This window comes from Pseudomonas baltica (assembly GCF_031880315.1).
In the GTDB taxonomy this organism is placed as follows: domain Bacteria; phylum Pseudomonadota; class Gammaproteobacteria; order Pseudomonadales; family Pseudomonadaceae; genus Aquipseudomonas.
The window spans coordinates 848,140-869,266 of record NZ_CP134771.1 but is presented as its reverse complement, the minus strand read 5'-3'; the positions used below and the strand labels follow the sequence as shown (position 1 = coordinate 869,266).

The window sequence follows — 21,127 nt, the reverse complement described above, 5'->3', positions numbered from 1 at the left end:
TGAATCGCTCTCTGGTTGGACGTCGTTCAGGGTTGCATGGCTTTGTAGACGGCGGCGATATCCTGGTCACCCATGCCGGCGGCCTGAGCCATGCGGCAGTAACTCAGGTAGGCATCGGTGCTGGCGTGGGGCACCTTGGCGCTCACCAAGGCATCGAGGACCACTTCCTGGCCGGCGACGTGAACATCCACCGAGGCTTGTTCGCCGCCGTATTCGCCAGCGGTGATGCGGTCGGCGGCGGTGTCGATACCGTCTACCAGCATGTCGGTCATGATCGACGACAGGTGCTTGAAGTCACCCACCGCAACGCCGGCGGACGATGCCAGCACCGTGCCTTCGAGCCAGGCGGCGAAGGCACCGAAATAGAAGGCGTAAAGCGCCAGGTAGGTTGGGGTACAGGCTTTCGGGTCAGCGCCCAGGTAGCGGGGATTGCCGGCCAGAATCTTCAGGGTCTGCTGATGCTCTTCCCAGGCTTGCGGATGGCCGGAATAAAGAATCGCGGTCTTGGCTGCGCCGATGTCCTTGGGGTAGCAGAGGATGCCGCCATCCAGGTATCGCGCGTTGTGCTCGTCGGCCCAGCGCGCCAGGCGCTCGACGTCGGCGACGGTACCGGTGCTCATGTTGACCAGGGTCTTGCCACCCAGATCGAAGGTCGGTCCGAGGCTCGACAGCACGGTTTCGGAGGCCGCCTTGTCGATCATGCAAATGACGATCAGGTCGCTGGCCTGCAGTGCCGATTGCACATCTACCGCCAGGGTCGCACCCGCTTGTACCAGCGGGGCCGCTCGTTCTGCGCTGCGGTTCCATACAGTGACTGCACAGCCTGACTTCAGCAGCGTCTGGGCGAGCACGCCGCCCATGGCACCGAGGCCCAGAACGCTGACGGAAGGAGTTGGTAGGGACATGGACATACCTCTGCGAGTGAGTGGCGGCGGCCTTGAGGCCACCGCTGGACGGTGGCTCGGTTCAAACCTTCGCTGGGGTATCGTAGTCAACCGCGGTACCCAACCAGCCGTCCCAGCGCTTGGTCCAGTACAGGTTGTGCAGTTGCGTGGTCAGTTCGCCAGGGCCAGCCTTGCCGCCCAGTACGCGGTCGTCGACGCTGTTGATCGGCATCACGCCGCCGGCGGTGGAAGTCAGGAAGGCCTCGTCGGCGTTGAGCAGTTGCTCGACGTGCACGCGCTCCACATGCAGCGGCAAGCCCAGCTCCTTGGCCAGTTCGAGGGTGGTCTTGCGGGTGATGCCTTCCAGGCAGCCGGAATCGGGGGTGTAGAGCGCCCCGTCCTTGATGAAAAAAATGTTCGAGCCGGGCGCTTCGGTCAAGTAGCCGTCAGCGTCGCACAGGATCGACCATTCTTTTTGCGCCGCTTGGGCTTCGAACAACGACAGTTTGAGGTCCATCCAGTGGAAGTTCTTGGCGGTAGGATCGACCGCTTTCGGTGGAATACGGATGAACAGCTTGCTGACCATGACATCGATGCCGCGAGCACGCTGTTCGTCGTCGGAGATGAACACGTAAGGCACCACGAAGGCATAGAAGCGGTTTTCATAGGCCGCCGGATTGATGCGGTCGTTGCCATCGGGCATGAAGCCGCGGGTCACGGCCCACCACACGTAGGCTTCCTTGGTACCGGCCTGCTTGATCAGGTTCTCGAGGATCTCGACGGTCTCGGCCTTGCTGTAGGGGTTGGTCAGCTGGAACTTGCGGCAGGCGCTTTCGAATCGCTCCAGGTGATCTTCGAGGCGAAACAGATAACCCTTGCTGACGCTGACCACGTCGTAGCAGGCGTCGGCCTGCGTAAAGCCCAGGTCCGACATCGGGATGCCGGCGTTATCGATGTCCACGTAAGTGCCGTGGATGAAAGCCGAACCGTGACCGTACTTGGGATCGTGCGCCAACCGGACGTGCGCCGGGTCGTTCAACATGATGTGGTCTGCTTTGATGATGGTCATTGCTCGCTCTCTCTTTAAATGGATGAAATCGAGCCCTGTGGCGCTGCGCCCGGGCCGCTGGTCAGGGGCTATGTTAGGTGCGCGATGGCGCAAGCCAACAGGTGAGCAGGGGCCAAGTTAGCAAGGCAACGCGGCCAGTTTGGCGGTGACGGTGGGGATCGAGCAGGTGTCCCGCCAGGGTCATGTTCTTGGCCGCAAATCACCTTTTGTATGGGCAGGGGGATGCCTAAAGTCTTGGCTGGCCGACGCGCTGGCGTCCAGGCACAGCACTTCAATGCACACCACCTGAAAGGAAATTCGCCATGAAACATTCGAACGTGACGTTCATCGGGCTTGGGCAAATGGGGGCGGCGCTGGTGCCGCCCTTTATCGATGCGGGCCTGCAAGTCACGGTGTGGAATCGTTCGATCGCCAAGGCTGCCTCCCTGGTGGTGCTAGGCGCCAAGGCCCAAGCCAGCTTCGTTGAAGCGCTCAAGGCCAGTGAGCTGATCATCGTGTGTCTGTCCGATTACGCCAGCACCAACGACCTGTTCCTGCAGGACGACATCGCGCCCTTGCTCAAGGGCAAGACCCTGGTGCAGTTCACCACCGGCGACGCCAGGCAGGCCCAGGCAGGTGCCCAATGGGCAGCCGAAATCGGCCTGAATTATCTGGACGGCGCGATCATGGATTACCCCACCAAGGTCGGCACGCCTGAGTGCATGTTGCTGGTCTCGGGGCCCAGGGCGGCATGGGAAAGCTGTGAGCCAGAAATGCTGCTGCTGGGCGGGCGCATGACCTATGTCGGCGAAAACCCCGGCTCGGCCAACGTGCTCGACGGTACCTTGCTGACCATGTATTACGGCAATACCTTCGCCTTGATGCAAAGCGCGGCGATGCTCCAGGCCGAGCGCCTCGACATCAAGGATTTCGCCACCGCCCTGCAAGCGTTCAAGCCGGTGATCGAAAGCGCCTGGAAGCGCACTATCGATGCCATTGACCGCCAGGACTATACCGGCAACGAAGCCTCGATCCATGTTCACTCCCTGGGTGTGCAGTCACTGGTCGACCGGGCGCAGAATGCGGGTGTCGAGCACAGCCTGCTGAAGCTGTTTTCAGGCTATGTGGACCAAGCGGCGAGCAAGGGTCATGAAGCGGACGAATTGCCGGCTGCCTATGAGGCCTTTCGGCCGCGCTGACTCTGGACGTTGAGCAAGATGGCCGTTATGCACCTGTTGGCCATCCTCGGCACGGGCATAATCGGCCCACGACAGCGGTGCATTCAGAGAGACGTGTGCCGCGGTCGGCCAGAACAATAATGATTTGCCTCGGAACCCTGCCTTTATCAGTTTCAGGAGCACCTTATGCGTGACGCATCCAGCTTTCATCTACTGGGCGATCATTCGTTCTTGATAGAAGAATCCATCGGCGATCTCGACCTCGATCTGGTGAAAAGCCTGGTCGCGCTGGATTCACCTGCAAACGCTTTGGACGAGACCCGTCAACCCACGGGTTCGATCCTCGCCACGGCCGCCGGCTGGTTCATCGTCGGCATCGCGCTGTGGGCGCTGGTGGGCTTCTCCCTCTGATGGTCCATCACGTCATCGTCATCGTTCCGGACTTCACGCTGGACGGCGTCCTGGCGCGCGGCAATGCAATCATTGAATGACCCACTGGTCGCGCTGTTCCAGCGCTGAAGATGGGCCGAGTTTCTATTAACGTTCGTGATGGGGAAGTACATGAGTCATTCGCAGACACAGGTGAGCACAGTCACCGCGCGCGAGGCGTTGGCAGGGCGCCTGCCGATTCAGGGGGACGATCGGCTGTACAAGGGCTTTGGTACCCTGGTAGCAGCCTGCGTCGCTATCGGCGCGGCCAGTTTCAACTACCTGTTCGGCGCCTCCATTGCCTATATCGGCAATACCCGCATCGGCATCCTTGGCTATCTGATCGGTTTGATCGTCGGCCTGGCGCCGGTGTACCTCGCCTCAGGACTGATCAGCTATCGCCTCGGCGTCGATCCGGTGGACGCGTCCAAAAGCTCCATGGGCACCCGCGGTTCGTCGCTGCTGCTGGCGTTGATCCTGGTCACCACCCTGGGCTGGTCTTTTGTCTTGATCGCCATGACCGGGCAGGCTGCCGGTCGACTGCAGCAGATCCTGTTCAACCCCGGTGGCCAGATCGACAACGGCTTCGTTGCTGCGGTTTCGGTGGCGATGCTGTTGTTAGTCTGGGTGTTGCTGAAGAAAGGCCCGGCGATGATCGCCTTGCTGACGCGCTTCACTTCTCCCGCGATTCTGATCATCGCTTGCGTGTTGCTGTATCTGATCACCCGTGATGTCAGCCTCGGCACTTTGTTGAACACCAATGTCGATCCCAAACAGGCCTATGCCACCGATCCGCTGTTGCAGCTGGCCTATGGCGTCGAGTTCGGCGCATCCAATGCGTTGACCAGTGTGCCGTTCTTCGGTGGCATCGCGCGGCTGATCCACAAGCGCAAGCATCTGATCACCCCCTCGCTGGTTGGCGCTGGTGTCATTGGTGCCGGGTTTACCTCTGCGGTCGGTGCGCTGGCGGCCATCGCTACCGGTTCCACCGAGCCTGCCGAGTGGGTGGTCAAGACCGCTGGTAACGGCCTGGGCACGGTCATCGTCTCCTTGTTGCTGCTGGCCAACCTGGGCACTTTGCTCAGCTTCTTCTATTTTGCCGGCGTGTCGGTGCAGCAGGTTCGCTTCTTCGCCAAGATGCGCTGGGATCTGATCGTCGCCATCTTGCTGCTGCCAGGGCTGGTGGTCGCGTTCAATACTCAATGGCTGATCGCTCATGTGATGAACTGGCTGGCCTACAACAGTGCGATGTTCATCGGTATCGCTGCCGTGATGCTTACCGATTACGTGTTATTGCGGCGTCAGGTGGTGTTGCCGGCGCATCTTTTCGTCAAAGACAAACAGAGCGCTTACTGGTTCTGGGGTGGGGTCAACTGGGTGGCGATGCTCATCATCGTGCTGGGCGTGGTGGTCTACTTGATGCTGTTCGATCCGTTGTCGCTGCAGGTCGGGCCGAGCTTTCGGTATGTGGGGGCGTCGATTCCGACGCTGGTGATCTGCATCGCGGCGTACTACGTGCTGATGCGGCTGGTGATTGCCACGAGCTATCGCGGCGGCTATCGCAACGTCAAGCAGTTGGCCGAGAAGAAGGTGCGGGTAGGGCTGTAATCTGCCGTTGCTCAGCACTGCAAACAATCCAGGCGTTCATATGAACGCCTGGATTGTTTGTGCGCCACGTTCGCGGCGCTTGCGGGCTTGATCAGGCGCGGGCGTGGGCCCGCGCGGTGGTATTGGCGCCGGGCAGGGTGAAGGCTGGCGGCATGCTCCAGTCGATCTCGCGGTTCTGCGAACGGAAGGCGCGCGGTGCGGTGCCGGTCCAGCGCTTGAAGGCGTGGCGAAAGTTGGCGGCGTCGCTGTAGCTGAGCTTCTCGGAAATCGCCTCGGTGGTCAGTGGCGTGTCGAGCAGGTAGCGGATGGCGAGTTTCTTGCGCACGTCTTCAAGGATCTGGTTGTAGGAGCTGCCCACGGTTTCGAGTTTGCGCCGCAGGGTGCGTGGCGACAGGTGCAGGCGCGAGGCGACTTCGGGCAGCGGCGGGATATGGCTGGGCGAGGCCAGGAGCATTTTCTGGATCTGGTAGCAGAGGTCGTAGCGCTGGCTGAGTTCATGCAGTTGCGCGCTGCACAGCGCCTTGCACGATTGGTGGGTCATGGCGTGGGACTGGGGCAGCGGTTGGTCGACATAGTGGCTGCTGAAGCTGATGCAGTTGTCCAGGCAGTTGACCTGCACCGGCACGCCCAGGGCCTGGGAGATGCCCTGGGCACCGGCCGGCTCGGGGTTGAGGTTCAGACGTAGCGCCTGGGCCTTGAAGCCATGGCCGAGCATGTCGCCGAGCAGGGTGAGGATCTTCGCGCTTTCGAGCAGGGTGGAGAAGTATCTCTCGCTGCCCAGCAAGGCGAAGTTCTCGCGCAGGTGCAGGTGGGCGACGTCGCCATCCACCTCCAGATGCAATTGATGCTTGAGGTTGGCCAGCAACCCGAACTGATTGGCGATATCCAGGGCTTCGCGCAGCGACGCGCTACTGAGCAGGGTAAAACCGAGCATGCCATAGGCGGTCAGGTGCATCTGTTGGCCGACCCGCAGAGCCAGCAGCGGATCCTTGCTGGCGTGGCAGCAGCCGGTGAGGGTGCCCAGCCATTGGCTCAGGGACAGGCGTGTGAGGGGGGCCTGGAGTGCATCGATCGGCAGGCCGTTGTGTGCCAGCAACTCGGTCAGGGCGCCAGGCCCGTCGCTATGGCTGGCCAGCAGCGCTTGCAATTCGACGGTCGAGAACACCCGGTCTTCGGGAGTGATGGGTGATGCTTGCACTGACACCATTGTACGGCCCTCATCGGCTAGCCAAGTCGTTCCAGGGCAGCACGCAATAGCGCTGCGGGGTGGAACATTGCAGGTAACGCGGTCTTGGCAGGCCGGGGATCATCGATGTGGCGCAAGGGCAATGCGGTAGGTCGGTCGGTGTCGCTACGCCTGATCTTGTGCTGATAAGGTCGTGCGACCTATAAGACATGGTCGATTGACCTAAGTCAACTTTTTCATCGCCCGCAGGTCGTGCAGGTCGCGGATAGACATGTCCGTCCATCCGCAGCGGTTTCGGCACCGCTCGCTCAGCGATAAGCTCAGCGCAACGGATTGCAGGGCAGGCTGATCGATCCCCCAAAATGACCCTTCGGCACCTGTTTGGCTAACGCGCCGAGCCCTACTTTTAGCTCCCACGAGGTCCCGGTTGCGGGGCCGAGTCATCAGCTGCAGCGGGAGCCGACGCTTGCGTCGCGCCCCCAACCACCTCTCAGGGTCAACAGAAGGGCTATCCGGTGAGTACGACAAACAATCTCTCCAATCTCCACCCAGACGGTGTGCCGAGGATGGCCACTGAAAACATCAGCCAGGTGTTCACCCCCGGTGCCGGTGCGCCGCTGGATGGCCATCGTGCGGTCGAGCTGGTCAATGGCGGCCTGGAAGGCGACATGGGGCTGTTCCGCTTGATGGGCGCGGTGCTGGCCTTCGCGGCGCCGCTGGTGACCGTGGCCGGCTACATTTCCATCATCGTCATGTTCGGCGGCATTGGCGCCCCGGCGGTGTACCTGTCCGGGCTGGTGCTGGTGGGTATCTTCGCGGCCGGCTTCACTGCCATGAGCCGCTTCCTGCCCAATCCGGGGGCGTACTACGCCTACATCACCGCTGGCCTGGGCCGCGTGGCAGGGCTGGGGTCGGCGTTTCTGGCGGTATTCACTTACTTGATGATGTCGGCCTGTACCTACACCTTCTTCGGTATCTCGGCCTCGACCCTGGTGGCGAGTACCTTGGGCGGGCCGGTGATCGAGTGGTACTGGTACGCCATCGTTATCTGGGCGATCGTCGGCTACTGCGGTTATCTGAAACTCGAGGTATCGTCGCACCTGCTGGTGGTCGCCATGGTCATCGAGCTGGTAGTGATCTCGGTGTTCGACCTCGCGGTGTTGATCAATGGCGGGCCGGAAGGGCGTTCCATGGAGCCGTTCACCTGGCACGCGCTGACCGGTGGCCAGTTCGGTCTGGCCATGCTGTTTGCCGTGCTGTGCTTCAACGGCTTCGAGGCCACGGCGGTGTTCCGTGAAGAAACCAAGAATCCGGAGCGTACCATTCCATGGGCCACGGGTCTGGTAGTGGCGTTGATCGGCTTGTTCTTCGCGGCATCGGCCTGGGTGATGGTGACGGCCTATGGTGTGACCAATGCAACGGAAGTGGCTACCAACAACACCGTCGGCATGTTTCCGGATGCCATGGGCAAATATGTCGGCCAGTTCGGTGTCAACCTCGCGGCGGTGCTGGTGGTGACCTCGATCTTCGCCGGCCTGCTGTGCATGCAGAACATCATGTCGCGCTACCTCTACTCGCTGGGCATGGACGGTGCGCTGCCCAAGGTCCTGGCCAAGGTGCACCCGCGCAACAAATCGCCGTACATGGGCTCGCTGGTGGCAACCATCATCGTTGCCTTGCTGGAAGTACCGTTCATCTTCAACGGTGCCGATCCGGCCACGCTCTATGCACATCAGTCGGGAGTCGGCGCTTATGGCTACCTGGTCATGATGCTGATCACCAGTGTGGCGATCGCCGTGTACTTCCTGCGCAACAAGCCCCCGGTCAAGGTCTCGGCGCTGCGCACCTTCGTCGCGCCAGTGCTGGCGGCGCTGGGCCTGGGCTACGTGTTCTATTTGGCCATCGTCAACTTCGAAACCCTTGTAGGCATTACCGGGGAAGGAGCGCAGCTGCTGCAACTGGCTATCTGGGCAGTACCGGTCGTCGGCATGTTGCTGGCGCTGTACCTGCGAGCAGCGAAGCCTGATTGCTACCGTCGTATCGGTCGCCAGGACCTGTAGAGCCTGGACTGCCCGACACCAAGGTCAATCGCCTGGATTAATAGGTCGGTTGACCTTGGTTTGCCTGGTTCAGTACACTTCAAGCAATCTGGGCGGTGAACCGGCACTACACCCATCAGCCGCAGGCTTGCGCCACCCGCTCTGCGGCAGGCATTCTGTGTCACCGGCTTCTGCTTTGGAGTATGTCAATGTTGAGTGAAGCTTCACGCGCCGAGTCGCTGTTCGAGCGCACTGCCAGCCCCCGCGAGAAGAAACGCGTGCAGCGTATCGAGGACATCATCGATACCGCGGCCATGATCTTCGTGCGCGATGGCTATGCGCAGTTTTCCGCGCGTCGCGTCGCCAGCGAGATGGGCATCAGCCTGAGCAACCTCCAGCATTACTGCGGCACCACGGAGAATCTGCTGCTGTCGATGATCCGCGCCAAGATCGAAGTCTTCGTCACGCAGTTCGTCGCCATCGCCAGCGACACCGCGCGCACTGCTGAAGAACGTCTGGTCGACGTGATCGAGCAGGACATGGAAGCCGCCCGTGATCCGTGGATCGCTTCGTTTTCCTTCCAGAGCTGGGCGCTGGCCGAGCACGATCAAGCCGTCGGCGAACACCTGCGCGTCATCTACGAGACGTTCTGCCGAGTCATGGCACAGTTGATCCAAGAGGTGAATCCGCAACTGACCGCTGCCCGGGCGGATATCTTCGCGGTGCTGATCGCTTCGCAAATCGAAGGGCTGCTGTTCTACCACAAGCACACCAACGCCCTGTCGCAGAATTGGCAAGAAACCGTCGATACCACCGTAGCCGTATGGCTGACGATGATTCGTGCCGGTTGACCTGATTCGGTCGGCCATCACTCCCCGTTTTTAGGTCACTGCTCACCTGTTGGAACCGCCGGCCCAGGCTTTATGCTCAGGGTCGAATCGAACTCCCGGGTGTGCACCATGGCTACCTCTCACCACTACATCGATCGCCTGGCAACCTTGCACTTCATTGCTTTGGTCAATGCCTTCGTCGCTGAGTCGGGGCATGCGACCGAGCGTCTGCTGCAGGGCACCGAGCTGGTTGCCGATGATTTGCGCGCCGGCGACAAGCTGATTTCGGTGGAGCAGGAATGCGTGATCCTGCGCAACGCCCAGCGCCTGACCCAGGCCCAGCATCTTGGCCTGGAACTGGGTCACCGCTGCCGCCTGGCCGCTTATGGTGTATTCGGCTTCACCCTGTTGTCGAGCCGCGACCTGCGCTCGGCCCTCGAGCTGTTTTTCGAATACCCCTTGCCGCTGGGCACCGGCTTCGAGCTGCGCCTGGTGCAGGAGCAGGGCACTGCCTGGCTCAATGTCGATGCGACCTTCGATATCGAGGACGAATTGCGCTGGCTGGCCATCGAGTTTTCGCTGACCGCGCTGCAGAGCGTGATGGCCGATCTGCTCTACCAGCCATTGCCGTTGACGGCGATCAATATCGGCTTTGCCAGCGCGCCCGAGTGCACGCCTTACCGGCGGTATTTCGATTGCCCAGTGACCTTCGACGTTGCCCGGCCCACCAGCCTGTCGTTCGATGCCGCATGGCTCGATCAGCCTTTGCCGTGCGCCAACGCGACGGCGCATAACGAGATGAAGGCGCATTGTTCGGTACTCAAGACTCATCTGGAAAGCCCGCGGGATTTTCTTGCCAGCGTCCGATCGGCCATCTGCGCCGGTTTCGATACCTCGCCGTCATTGAGCAATGTCGCCACTTCCATGGCCTGTTCCAGCAAGACGCTGCAACGTCACTTGCGCGCGGCCGGTACCAGCTTTAACGAGCTGCTCTGCGAAGCCCGTTACCAGCGCGCGCAGGAGTTGCTGTCGCGGCAGATGCCGGTAGCACGGATCGCCGAAAACCTCGGTTTCAGCGAGGCGGCGGCGTTTCGCCGGGCGTTCCAGCGCTGGAGCGGATGCACGCCGTCGCAGTATCGCTTGCAGGGCAAGGACTGAGTGGGCGGTGTCTTCGACGATCCCCTTTTTTGACCTGTTTGCGCCTTCAGCCCTCTGCCTCCAGCCCCGACAATCGGTGCCAAGCGATCAGCATCGGTCGCGGTTTCGATCACGCTAATGGGGAGAGCAGTCATGAAGTTTGCAGCAGGTTTTATCGCGGCCGGGGTGGGGGCGCTGTACGCGAGTTCGAGTTTCGCGCTCGACAGTTTCCAGATCGGTGATGTGCTGGTCGAGCCCAGCGTCACCTTGGGCGCGGCGTATCTCTACGACAAGCATCAGGCCTTTGGCGGGCGCACCAGCTACATCGGCTTGCCGGTGGATCGTACCTCCAGCCGCTTTGAAGGCTTCGCGCTTCCGGGCTTCAAGATCACCGGCCCGCAAACGGCTTATGGCACCTTCTTCGGCGGTGTCTCGGCAATTGGCGCCATGACCCGCGGTGGCAGCGATGCCGCTGGCCTGACCCATGATGATCCGGAGCGCGCCAGCCTGGAAACGGCCTTTGTCGGCTGGAAAAGCGGTGACGTGTTCTCTGGCCTGGGCAAGGACGCGATCACCTTGAGCGCTGGCAAGCAGACCTTCATGGTCGGCGACGGCTTTCTGGTGGGCGACGGCCATGCCGACCAGGGCAAGGACGGCGCTGCCTGGATCGGGCCGCGTACGGCATTCAGCAACACGCTGATAGCCCAGCTCAACACCGGCAAGGTGCACGCCGACCTGTTCGACCTGCGCGCTAACGCCAACACTGACTACTTCGACTACCACGAGCACCTGCGCATGCGCGGCGCGAACCTGGAGTGGCGCGACACCTTGGGCACGCTGGGTGCCACCTACCTGCACACTGTGGACGCCGACAACGCCGCGCGCGATGGCCTGAACGTGTACGATGTCCGCGCCAAGGGCACGCCGTTCAGCGCGGTGCCACAGCTGGGGCTGGCCGGTGAATACGTCTGGGAAAAAGGCGGCGATGCCCGCAAGTCCGGCCAAGGCTGGTATGCGCAGGCCAGCTACGCGTTCACTGATTTGCCTTGGACCCCGACCCTGACCTATCGCCGCACTCAGTACAGCGATGATTACGACCCATTGACCTACGGTTACGGAGGCCAATACGGCGACTGGTACCAAGGTGAAATCGTCGGCGAGTACATGCTGTTCAACAATAACGTCGATATCGACATGCTCAAGTTGGCCGTGGCGCCGCGCCAGGACCTGACCGTCGGCCTGATGGGCTACAAATTCCAGTTCGACAAGAAACCGGACGGCATTACCAGCCGCGACTTTGCCAAGGAAATCGACTTGTACGCCAACTGGACGATCACTCCCGCCGTCACCCTGAGTGCCGTGTATGGCCTGGCCACGCCGGGGGATGGCGCCAAGCAGGCGTTCGGTAACAACGCCCGCTCCAACCTGTTCGAGACCTTGATCACCTGGACCTTCTGATCCGTGTCGACCACCACGCGGGCGCGATGTCCGTGTGGCCTTTATTCACCTGTTAATGTCTGGCGCCAACCTGTCACGCCTGTGGGCGCCACCCTATATTTGCGGCAACGAACTCATTCAGTGCGCGTCGCCAGGCGCCGCACGATTAACCTATCCGCAAGGAATCCATCATGTCCAAGGCTTCCCTCGTCACTCTGCCAGGCAATGCGTCCGTGGAGCAGGTAGTTGAAATCATCGAGCGCGATGGCGGTGTCATCATTGCCGATTTCCTGACCGGTACGGCATTCCAGGAGCTCAAGCAGCAGATCGACGCGGCCCTGGACACTTCCACCTTCGGCCACGAAAACTTCTTCGTCGGCACCTCGACGCGTCGCGCTAGCCGGTTGTTCGCACGTGCCCCGCGGATGGTCGATGTGGTGATGCACCCTCTGTATCTGGGCGCAGCGCGGCAGATACTGCAAAAGCCGGTGTCGGTGTGGTTCGGTCACGAGCGCACCACCATCACGCCGCAGATCCAGATCGGCATGACCCAGGCCATCGAGATTCATCCGGGCCAGGGCAAACAGCCGTTGCATCGTGACGACACCAGTTTCCTCTGGCGCCACCCGCAATATGGCCGTGAGGCGCGCCTGCAGATCATGTTGGCGATGACCGAGTTCAGCGAAAAGACCGGTGCCACCAAGGTCATTCCGGGTAGCCACAAGTGGGATGACGAGCGCCGTCCCGAGCCTGAAGAAACCGTGGACGCGGAGATGGCGGTGGGTTCGGCCCTGCTGTTCATCGGTTCCACTTACCATGGCGGTGGTACCAACAGCAGCGACCAGGCGCGCCAGGGCCTGACCATGGGCATCGATCTGGGCTGCGTGCGCCAGGAAGAGAACCAATACCTGTCAGTGCCGTTCGACATTCTCAAGGGCTTGCCCGAAGAGGTGCAGCGGTTGCTGGGCTGGGATGCTGGCGAAAATTTCATGGGCTGGGTCGAGCAGGGTGGCAAGATGGTCAGCCCGCATACTCACTTGCAATCCGAGGATGTTTTGCGTTCTTTAGGGCTGGTGGGTGGGATGCACTGAGTTCTAAGTTCCAGGTTCACCGAAGGCAGTCCGCGGGCTGCCTTTTTCTGGTTTGGTGGATGTGTTTGCTTGGGTGGGATTTCCCAGTCACCGTGGCCGACCCCGTCCCCGGGAAAATTCTCGCCCATAAAAAAAGGCGTCACTAGGACGCCTTGAGAAATCACCTGTACCAAGGGCAAAGCCAGGTGAGCCAGGCAGATGAGTGGAGCGTTGGTAAGGCGCGGCATCTGCTGGCATCGACGTAATCGACGGAGGCTATTTTACGGCCACAGCCCTGCGGGCACAGGTGCACGGCGGCCAATAAAACTGGCGCAACGTCCAAAACACATTCATGTTCTGCATTGCGGGCTCAGGCTGATCGACGTTGCTCAGCGCAACAGGGCCTTGAGCTCCATATCCAGCAATCTCAACCAGTTGGCATCGGCGCCGAACAACGCCAAGTGCCCGAACGGGCTGTCGATGGATTTGCAGGTCGCGTCCGAGATCAATCGTGCTTCGGCCTCACATACCGACGGCGGGAAAAACTGGTCCTGAGTGATCGGTAGCACGCAGGTCCTGGCAGTGATTCGCCCCAGAGCAGCCCGCAGGTCGCCCCCCGTGATATGGCTGACATCCGCGCCGCGCCATTTCTCCAGCTGGGTGATCAACGCGTTGGGGTCCATGGTCTCGAAGTAGGGCGTCATGAAGCCCTCGACAAACTCGCCGACGCTGGCGAAACGCAAGGATGTGTAGTGCCCGCTCTCGAAGAATTCCGGGCTCAAGCCATGCAGTGTCATTAGCCGCGCGTGCTGTTTCAGGCCCTCGCTGACGTTGGTGGAGTCGGCATACTCGCCGCCCTTGAACTGCGGGTCGGCGCGTAAGCCATGGATGATCGCGTCGCTGATCACCTGATTGATCGGGCTCGTGCGGGCAGTGCCGGCGATGGTTGCCAGGCGCTGCACCATCGACGGATAGCGCGCCGCCCATTCGTAGGCTTGCTGAGCGCCCATGGAACCGCCCATCACTAGCGCTAACTGCTGCACGCCGAAATGCTCGGTCACCAACCGGTACTGCGCGCTGACGTCATCGGCGATGGCGATCTTCGGGAAGTGGCCGCGGGCTTGGGGGCCCTGGGTGTTGTGCGGCGAGCTGGAGAGGCCATTGCCGATCTGGTTGACGATGATGATGAAGTACGTGCCCGGGTCGATAGCGCGCCCGGCACCGATGAATACATCGGCAATGATCCTGCTGGTTCCCGAGTACCAGGTGGGGATCAGGATGGCGTTGTTCCTGGCGGCGTTGAGCTGGCCGAAAGTGGCCACGGCCAATCGACATTGATGCAGGGTCTCACCTGATATCAGTGGTAAAGCGCCGACATCCACGAGCTCATAGGGGCCGTGGTTTTGCTGATTGTAATAGGCGTGCGAGGTCATGGATTCACCTGCGAGTCCGGGCATAGGCCGACCTGTTGGCCGGCCTGCCGATCAGTTGATACGAAAGTCCGCGTAGGCCTGCGCGGCCACGGCGTCACAGTGCTCGCGGTAGACGTTGACGCCCCCGGCATAGGCCAGCAGGCGCTTGGGTTTGCCGTCGACATTGGCGCCGGTGTACCACGAGCGCGTCTTGGCCAGCAGTGAGGTCGAAGCCGCTTCGTCGTGGTGCGCCACCCATCGATCCTGCTGCTCGAGCGTCGGCTCGATGGTGGCGCGCTGGTTGTCTTCCAGGAATCGGATGCAGTCGGTGATCCATTCCACCTGATGCTGCAGGCAGGTCGGCGCATTGCACAGGGCAGCCCCGGGCGACAGCGGCGCGGCGGTGAGGAACAGATTGGGAAACTTGTGCACCATCAAGCCTAGCGTCGTGCGCAGGTCCTTGGACCATTCGTCCCGAAGTAACTGCTGGCCGCGCCCGCGTATATCGATCTGCGTCAGGGCGCCCGTCGAGGCGTCGAAGCCGGTGGCCAGGATCAGTACATCCAGTTCGTGCACCTTGCCGTCGGCGGTCTGCACGCCGTTCTCGACGATGCGTTCTATGGGCGCAGCCTTGATGTCGACGATGCTTACGTTGGGCCGCAGGAAGGTTTCCAGGTAGCCGGTATCCAAAGGGACGCGGCGGGTTCCGAAGCCGTAGTCGGTGGGCACCAGTTGCTTGATCAGGGCCGGATTCTTGATGCGCTCGCTCATCTTTTGCCGCACGAACGCCGACACCTCTTTGTTCACGGCCTCGTCCGTAAAAATCTCGCCGTAGGACCCGGCCCACAGCGCCAACGAGCCATCGTCCCAGAGCATCTCGAGGATTTCCCGGCGATCGTTCGGCGAGGCATCGTGATAGCTGCCATAGGTGAAGTCGAAATCAAAGCCCACAAAACTGTTGCGCACCTGGTGCTTGATCTCGTGAAAGCGGCTTTTCAGTTTTGCCCGATCGGCATCGGTGTAGCACTGGTTGCGCATCGGGATGGTATAGGGTGCGGTGCGCTGGAACACCGTCAGTGTTTTTACCTGCGAGGCGATGCTCTGGATCACCTGGATACCGGTGGCGCCAGTGCCCACCACACCCACCCGTTTGCCGGTGAAGTCCACGGGTTGCTTGGGCCAGCGTGCCGTGTGGTAGACCTCGCCCCGGAATGATTGCTCGCCTTCGAACAGATTGTTCAACGGAGTCGACAGCGTGCCCGCGCAGGAGATCAGATACTTGGCGTCGAGGGTAATGCCCTTGTCTGTGCGCACCTGCCAGCGCTCGCGCGACTCGTCGAAGTCGCAGGACAACACGCGGGTAGAGAACTGGATGTCTTTGCGCAAGGCGTAGCGGTCGGCAACGAAGTTCAGGTAGCGCTCGGTCTCGGGTTGCGCCGGGAAGCGCTCGCTCCAGTTCCAGGCAGTGTTGAGTTCTTCACTGAACCAGTACTGGTAGACGTGGCTGGGGGAGTCAACGCGTGCGCCGGGGTAGCGGTTCCAGTACCAAGTGCCGCCGACGCCGCTGCCGGCATCGATGGCCAGGACTTTGAGCCCGGCTTCACGCAGTCGGTACAGCTGATACAGACCGCCAATCCCGGCGCCGATGATGACGGCGTCGTAGCGCTGGGTATTGTGTGCCGCGCTAGGGCGAGACATTGATGGGGTGACGTTCATACGGCCTCCAGATCTTGTTTTTATAGGTGGCGAGGCATCGTGGCGGTCGTTAGTGCCCGCGCGACGTGCAGCTCGTTGATCGACACGCTACAGACTGGCCGGGCCGGGAGTCTTGAAGGAACGGGTGGTTTTTTTTGAATAATCAGGTGGGGCTCAGCGCGACGGGGCCGTCTCGAAGTCAGCGGCGCGTTGACGCAGTTGCCGAGGCGTTACTCCCAGGGCGGACTTGAGCAAGCGAGTCATGTGCGCCTGGTCGGAGAATCCGCATTGCACGGCAATGTCGCGCAGCGGCAGATCGGCCTCGGCCAGCAGTGACTGTGCTCGTTTGATCCGTGAGCCGACGATGTATTGATGCGCAGGGCACCCGGTGGCCTCCTTGAACGCTCGCGAGAATGCCCACGGGCCCATGCCCATCTGCTCGGCAAGCCGGGCGATGGACAAGCTCTCGTGCAGATGCGCTTCAACGTAGGCCTGCACCGTGCGCAGGCGCGGGCCATCAAACTTGGGCCTTGGTACGTCCCGGCGATAGTCGAGGGTCGAGTAGCGGCGCAGCAAATGCACCGCCATTTGCGTGGCCAGCGCCTCGACGTAAAGGCTGCCGCCCAGGCCCGGCGCCGCTGCTTCGGCGGTAATGGCCTTGGCCAGGCTCGCCAGCAACGGGTCGGTCGTGACCAGCACATCATGCAGGGTGACGCTCGCCACGCTGCGGTCGGCGACGTCTTCGGCGACCTTGGTCAGCAATGTGCGACTGAGGTAAACATGCGAGACATCCAGCGTATCTGCCCAGCGCCAATGGGACTCCTGGGCGACGGACAGCAACGACACATCATCCGCCGCATACCGCTCACGCACCCAGTGTCTGCCAGTGCGTCGCTGCAGTTCCACCGAGCCTGAGCACTGCAGCATGATCGCGAAGTGATCCACCGGCGGCACCACCACATCGACGGCGCGCAGTTGGTAGGAACGCTGGATCAGCCCCTGCCAGCCCAGGGCATCGCTGCCGCTCAGCAGTCGACCGGGCACCCACTGGGGGATCTGGTAAGGCGTGATCGAGTCGGGCATCGCGGTGATCCGGCTGGAGGATTGGCGGGCGCCTGATGGCGAGTGACGCAAGTAATACATGGCTTGCAGAGGTGATGAACAGGTGCGAGCTGGACATTTTCTGCGTTGCCGATGTGTGTTGCGTGGGAGAAGCTTTCGCGTCTGTGCGACCGTCTCACCGGCAAGGTTGCAGCTAGTCATTATCACGGTAGTTGCATTTTGGGTGCCGGACTGCAGGCACGTGATCATGTCTCTGATCTTCACCGTCGATTGCTGAGTGCGGTTGGCCAGCGACCTGACTTCATCCGCGACCACCGCGAATGGAACTTCTGACAAACCACTGAAAGTTCGACATGGCGCGGACAATTGTGTGATTTGAAATCGGCCATTTAATTTATGCGCTCATGTAGCAGGCGACCAAGCCGATAGCCAGTGCAACTCCAAGACATCCGGTGCGCGCTATGTTCAACAATACCCTCAAGAAAGAACTGCTGCTCAAGGATGCCGAGCTGTTGATACTGCGCCAGGTCCAGGCAAGCCTTGAGGCCGAGATGATCAAGTTCTCGGTGGACGAGAATTACAACATCGTGCATTGCAACGCACGCTTTGCGGCGCTGCTGGGCCTCAAGGCGGAACAGATTACCGGCAAGCCGTTGTCGGCGTTCGTGCCGGATTACGTCAAGACCTTGCCGTGCTATGCCAATTTGCGCGCCGCGGTAAGCAGCGGCAGCTCTGTATCCGACAAGTACCGTTTCCTGAAGGCCGACGGCTCGTTGGCGTGGATACAGGCGCACTGGCAACCGCTCAAAGACATCAACGGCAAAGCCACCAGCATCCTGTGCCTGGGCATGGACGTGACGCAGGCGACCGAAACGGCGCGGGAGAATGAGGATGTGATTGCTGCGCTGCAGCGCTCGACAGCGGTCATCGAGTTCGACCTCGGTGGCAACGTGCTGCGCGCCAACCCGCAATTCATGGGTGCGATGGGTTACAACCTTGCCCAGCTCGTCGGCAAGCACCATTCGATGTTCTGTGTCCCGGGCGATACCAGCGCTAGCGATTATGCTGCTTTCTGGCGCCGTCTCAACGCTGGGGAAGTGATGGCGGGCCGTTTCAAGCGCCGTGATAGCCATGGGCGCGATGTGTGGCTGGAAGCGACCTACAATCCGGTGCGCGACACCCAGGACAGGCTGTACAAGGTCGTGAAGTTCGCGACCGTCGTCACTGACCAGGTGGAGCGCGAATCGCGGGTCAACGAGGCGGCTGCGACCGCGTATGAGGTGTCTCGGCAAACCGATTCGACCGCCCAGAACGGCACGCAAGTGGTGAAGAAAACCCTGGAAACCATGGAACTGATCACTCAGGAAATGGCCTCGGCCTCCGCCGGTATCGAAGCGTTGGGCAAGCAGTCTCTATTGATCAGCACGATGGTACAGACCATCGGTGGAATCGCCAGCCAGACCAATCTGCTGGCGTTGAACGCGGCGATCGAAGCAGCGCGTGCCGGTGAACAGGGTCGGGGCTTTGCCGTGGTTGCCGATGAGGTCAGGCAGCTGGCCAGCCGCACGAGCAAGGCGACGGATGAAATCGTGACGGTGGTGCAGCAAAACCAGCAATTGGTAGAGGCGGCCATTGACAGCATCGCCAGCAGCAGAGGCCAGGCCCAAGAGGGCCTGATATTGGCCAATCAGGCGGGCGCAGTGATTGTCGAGATCCGCGAAGGCGCGAAGAAGGTTGTCGATGCCGTGGGGCAATTTGCTAATCGGCTGCAGTGATCCAGGAGCGAGATCGGCGGGTGAGTGCGCCGGGCGCTCCCCCCGATTGATTTAACGGCAATGCGGTACTTGCGCCGCTCACGCCATCGGAAAACTCAACGCAAAGCGGATATACCCAGGGCGTGGCTGCACCACGCTCGCTTCTGCGCCGTGCAGCTGCATGATCGCTGCCACGATGGCCAATCCCAAGCCATTGGAATCCGAGCTCTGGTGCCGCGAAGCATCGCCTCGATAGAAGCGGTCGAACAGTTTGCTCAGGGCCGAGTCACTCAGCACGGGGCCCTGATTTTCGACCTCTATGCGGCAGTGCGCCTGCGCCGTGGTGACGCCGATCAGCACCTCGCTGCCGTGATCGGCGTACCTGATCGCGTTCGCTACCAGGTTGCTCAGGGCCCGGCGCAGCAGCAGCGGGTCTGCGCTGAGGGTTGCGTCCCCCGAGATCAGCAGACGGATCTGCCGTTCTTCGGCGAGCCCTTCAAAGTACTCCGCCACGCGCTGCATTTCGTCATGCACGCACAAAGGCTGGCGTTGCAGTACGGCCTGGGTCTCATCAGCACGGGCCAGAAAAAGAATGCTCTCGACAATCCGCGAGATACGTTCGAGTTCTTCAAGATTCGACGCGAGGAGCGCCTGATACTCATCGGCGCTGCGCACCTGACGCAGCGCGACCTGGCAGTGCCCCATCAGCGAACCCACCGGCGTGCGAATCTCGTGGGCCAGGTCTGCCGAAAATTGCGTGAGCCGTAGATACCCGTCGGCCAGACGATCGAGCATGGCGTTGTAGGCATCGCTCAGTTGTTGCAGCTCCACCGGTGTGTTTTCGCTGCGCATGCGGCTCTCGAGGCGCTCGGGGGAGATGTCGGCGGCATGCGCGGCCATTTCTCGCAGCGGCCGCAAGCCGCGGCGCAACAGCACGAAACCGAGCAGTGCGGTGATCAGAAACGCCAGTGCCACGGCCAGATAGATGCGCTGGCGAAAGTCTGCCAGCAGGCTCATTTCCTTGACCATGATGTGTGCAGCCGTGAGGTTGACCGCCCGCCCGGCGGAGCTCGTTTGCACGGTCGCTGCCCGCAGCGGAACGCCCGACGGGGCCATGCCGGTGCGCAGGCTGGCGGCATCGGCCTGCATGCCCTCGGCAGTCACCGGCAACGGCGGGAGCTCGGCCTGCAGCGGGTTCACCATGATCACCGGCGTCTGGCCGGGCTCGGCGATGATGAAAATATCGTCTTCGCTGTCGAGCATGTTCTCGAATATCTGCGGGCTGCTCTGCAGCTTGTCCAGTGTCAGGTCGTAGTGCAGCAGTTTGCGAAAGTGATCCAGGCGCCCCAGTACCGCGTGGTCGCTGCGCTGCAGCAGCGAGGCTTTCATCGACTCGTACAGATAGAGGCCAGCGCCCGCCACGGTGAGCATCGCCACCAGCGAGAACGCCAAGGTCGAACGCAGGGTCAGGGAAGGTTGGCGTCGGGTTCGCATGGCCGCACCTCGCAGACGTAGCCAATCCCGCGCACGGTATGGATCAGCTTGATCGGATAAGGCGCGTCGACCTTGCTGCGCAGACGCTTGACGGCAACGTCTACCACATTGGTGTCGCTGTCGAAGTTCATGTCCCACACCTCCGATGCGATCTGCGTGCGCGACAGTACGTCGCCTTCGCGGCGCAAGAGTAAATGCAGCAGGGCGAACTCCTTGTTGGTCAGCGCAATGACCTCCTGCTGACGCGTGACCCGTCGGCGCAGCAGGTCCAGCTCAAGATCGGCGAGCTGAAAGCGGTCGGCTTCGCGCACCCCGCCGCGGCGCAGGATGGTGCGGATGCGCAGCAGCAGTTCGGTGAACGAAAACGGTTTGACCAGGTAGTCGTCGGCGCCCAGCTCAAGGCCGCGAATGCGATCCTGCAGCTGATCACGCGCGGTCAGGAACAGCACCGGTACGTCCTGGCGGGCACGCAGCACCTCGATGATCTGGAAACCGTCGATGCCAGGCAGCATGACGTCGAGCACCAGCAGGTCGTAACGGTTTTCCAGGGCGAGGTGCAATCCATCGGCGCCGTGTTGGGCCCAGTCGACGTTATAGCCGGATTCGCCGAGGCCTTTTTTCAGGTACTCACCGGTTTTAGTGTCATCTTCGATCAACAGAATGTGCATCGTCTGGGCTCGCTCGGGCGTTCTCGACTAACTTCTAACAGGCGTGTCGCACAATGCGTGCGCAACGCAGTCTAAACAACGGTTGCAACCGTGTCGGTTACATTTCTGTCATTGACGGACGTGACGGCGCGAATGACAAAAATGTCATTAGCCGGTCATGCTGAGGGGCCGGTTGTTCGTCGAGGATAGCTATACA

General features: G+C 61.3%; 17 protein-coding genes and 1 pseudogene. 10 read left to right on the top strand and 8 right to left on the bottom strand.

Features of this window, described 5'->3' with window-relative positions:
- Nucleotides 1-26 precede the first annotated feature (26 nt).
- Nucleotides 27-905, bottom strand: a complete 879-nt coding sequence (locus tag REH34_RS03825; protein ID WP_311970830.1) for an NAD(P)-binding domain-containing protein — start codon at nucleotides 903-905, stop codon at nucleotides 27-29.
- 61 nt (nucleotides 906-966) lie between these two features.
- Nucleotides 967-1,953, bottom strand: coding sequence for an aminotransferase class IV (locus tag REH34_RS03820; protein WP_311970829.1), 987 nt, complete (start codon nucleotides 1,951-1,953; stop codon nucleotides 967-969).
- Between the two features lie 302 nt (nucleotides 1,954-2,255).
- On the opposite strand from REH34_RS03820, the gene REH34_RS03815 reads away from it, so the two are divergent.
- The 3 genes from REH34_RS03815 to REH34_RS03805 all read left to right on the top strand — a co-directional run bounded on the left by REH34_RS03815 (nucleotide 2,256) and on the right by REH34_RS03805 (nucleotide 5,147).
- Nucleotides 2,256-3,131 carry an NAD(P)-binding domain-containing protein gene (locus REH34_RS03815; RefSeq protein WP_311970828.1) on the top strand — a complete coding sequence of 292 codons (876 nt, stop codon included), beginning with the start codon at nucleotides 2,256-2,258 and terminating at the stop codon, nucleotides 3,129-3,131.
- Between the two features lie 165 nt (nucleotides 3,132-3,296).
- The gene (locus REH34_RS03810; RefSeq protein WP_311970827.1) at nucleotides 3,297-3,521 is read left to right on the top strand and encodes a hypothetical protein; all 225 of its coding nucleotides are present in this window, start codon (nucleotides 3,297-3,299) and stop codon (nucleotides 3,519-3,521) included.
- Between the two features lie 150 nt (nucleotides 3,522-3,671).
- Nucleotides 3,672-5,147, top strand: a complete 1,476-nt coding sequence (locus REH34_RS03805) for a cytosine permease (protein WP_311970826.1) — start codon at nucleotides 3,672-3,674, stop codon at nucleotides 5,145-5,147.
- A 91-nt stretch (nucleotides 5,148-5,238) separates the two neighbouring features.
- On the opposite strand, the gene REH34_RS03800 is transcribed toward REH34_RS03805, so the two are convergent.
- Nucleotides 5,239-6,345, bottom strand: coding sequence for an AraC family transcriptional regulator ligand-binding domain-containing protein (locus REH34_RS03800; protein ID WP_311970825.1), 1,107 nt, complete (start codon nucleotides 6,343-6,345; stop codon nucleotides 5,239-5,241).
- A gap of 554 nt (nucleotides 6,346-6,899) precedes the next feature.
- Here REH34_RS03800 and REH34_RS03795 point away from each other — a divergent pair.
- From REH34_RS03795 to REH34_RS03775, 5 genes are all read left to right on the top strand, one after another.
- Nucleotides 6,900-8,393: an APC family permease gene (locus REH34_RS03795; RefSeq protein WP_311970824.1), complete on the top strand. Its 1,494-nt coding sequence runs from the start codon at nucleotides 6,900-6,902 to the stop codon at nucleotides 8,391-8,393.
- Between the two features lie 188 nt (nucleotides 8,394-8,581).
- Nucleotides 8,582-9,223, top strand: a complete 642-nt coding sequence (locus REH34_RS03790; RefSeq protein WP_311970823.1) for a TetR/AcrR family transcriptional regulator — start codon at nucleotides 8,582-8,584, stop codon at nucleotides 9,221-9,223.
- A gap of 108 nt (nucleotides 9,224-9,331) precedes the next feature.
- Nucleotides 9,332-10,360 carry an AraC family transcriptional regulator gene (locus tag REH34_RS03785; RefSeq protein ID WP_311970822.1) on the top strand — a complete coding sequence of 343 codons (1,029 nt, stop codon included), beginning with the start codon at nucleotides 9,332-9,334 and terminating at the stop codon, nucleotides 10,358-10,360.
- Between the two features lie 132 nt (nucleotides 10,361-10,492).
- Nucleotides 10,493-11,797, top strand: a complete 1,305-nt coding sequence (locus tag REH34_RS03780) for an alginate export family protein (RefSeq protein ID WP_311970820.1) — start codon at nucleotides 10,493-10,495, stop codon at nucleotides 11,795-11,797.
- 170 nt (nucleotides 11,798-11,967) lie between these two features.
- The gene (locus REH34_RS03775) at nucleotides 11,968-12,867 is read left to right on the top strand and encodes a phytanoyl-CoA dioxygenase family protein (protein WP_311970819.1); all 900 of its coding nucleotides are present in this window, start codon (nucleotides 11,968-11,970) and stop codon (nucleotides 12,865-12,867) included.
- A gap of 368 nt (nucleotides 12,868-13,235) precedes the next feature.
- On the opposite strand, the gene REH34_RS03770 is transcribed toward REH34_RS03775, so the two are convergent.
- From REH34_RS03770 to REH34_RS03760, 3 genes are all read right to left on the bottom strand, one after another.
- A complete protein-coding gene (locus REH34_RS03770; protein WP_311970818.1) occupies nucleotides 13,236-14,279 on the bottom strand; it encodes an alpha/beta fold hydrolase in 1,044 nt (347 codons plus the stop codon).
- Nucleotides 14,280-14,330: 51 nt separating this feature from the next.
- A complete protein-coding gene (locus REH34_RS03765) occupies nucleotides 14,331-15,974 on the bottom strand; it encodes an NAD(P)/FAD-dependent oxidoreductase (protein ID WP_311970817.1) in 1,644 nt (547 codons plus the stop codon).
- Nucleotides 15,975-16,127: 153 nt separating this feature from the next.
- Entirely contained in the window at nucleotides 16,128-17,036 is a 909-nt protein-coding gene (locus REH34_RS03760) for an AraC family transcriptional regulator (protein ID WP_311970816.1), read from the bottom strand.
- 440 nt (nucleotides 17,037-17,476) lie between these two features.
- Between REH34_RS03760 and REH34_RS30115 the strand changes: the two are divergent.
- Both REH34_RS30115 and REH34_RS30110 read left to right on the top strand, forming a co-directional pair.
- Nucleotides 17,477-18,247, top strand: a pseudogene (locus tag REH34_RS30115) (PAS domain-containing protein); the annotation flags it as partial.
- The gene (locus tag REH34_RS30110) at nucleotides 18,248-18,790 is read left to right on the top strand and encodes a methyl-accepting chemotaxis protein (RefSeq protein WP_409373308.1); all 543 of its coding nucleotides are present in this window, start codon (nucleotides 18,248-18,250) and stop codon (nucleotides 18,788-18,790) included.
- A 78-nt stretch (nucleotides 18,791-18,868) separates the two neighbouring features.
- Here the strand turns inward: REH34_RS30110 and REH34_RS03750 are convergent, their stop codons facing one another.
- Both REH34_RS03750 and REH34_RS03745 read right to left on the bottom strand, forming a co-directional pair.
- The gene (locus tag REH34_RS03750) at nucleotides 18,869-20,263 is read right to left on the bottom strand and encodes a heavy metal sensor histidine kinase (protein WP_311970814.1); all 1,395 of its coding nucleotides are present in this window, start codon (nucleotides 20,261-20,263) and stop codon (nucleotides 18,869-18,871) included.
- Nucleotides 20,236-20,931 (bottom strand): heavy metal response regulator transcription factor, encoded by a 696-nt coding sequence (locus tag REH34_RS03745; protein ID WP_226506901.1) that lies wholly within the window; start codon nucleotides 20,929-20,931, stop codon nucleotides 20,236-20,238. Before REH34_RS03745 ends, REH34_RS03750 begins: the two co-directional genes overlap by 28 nt.
- Nucleotides 20,932-21,127 lie beyond the last annotated feature (196 nt).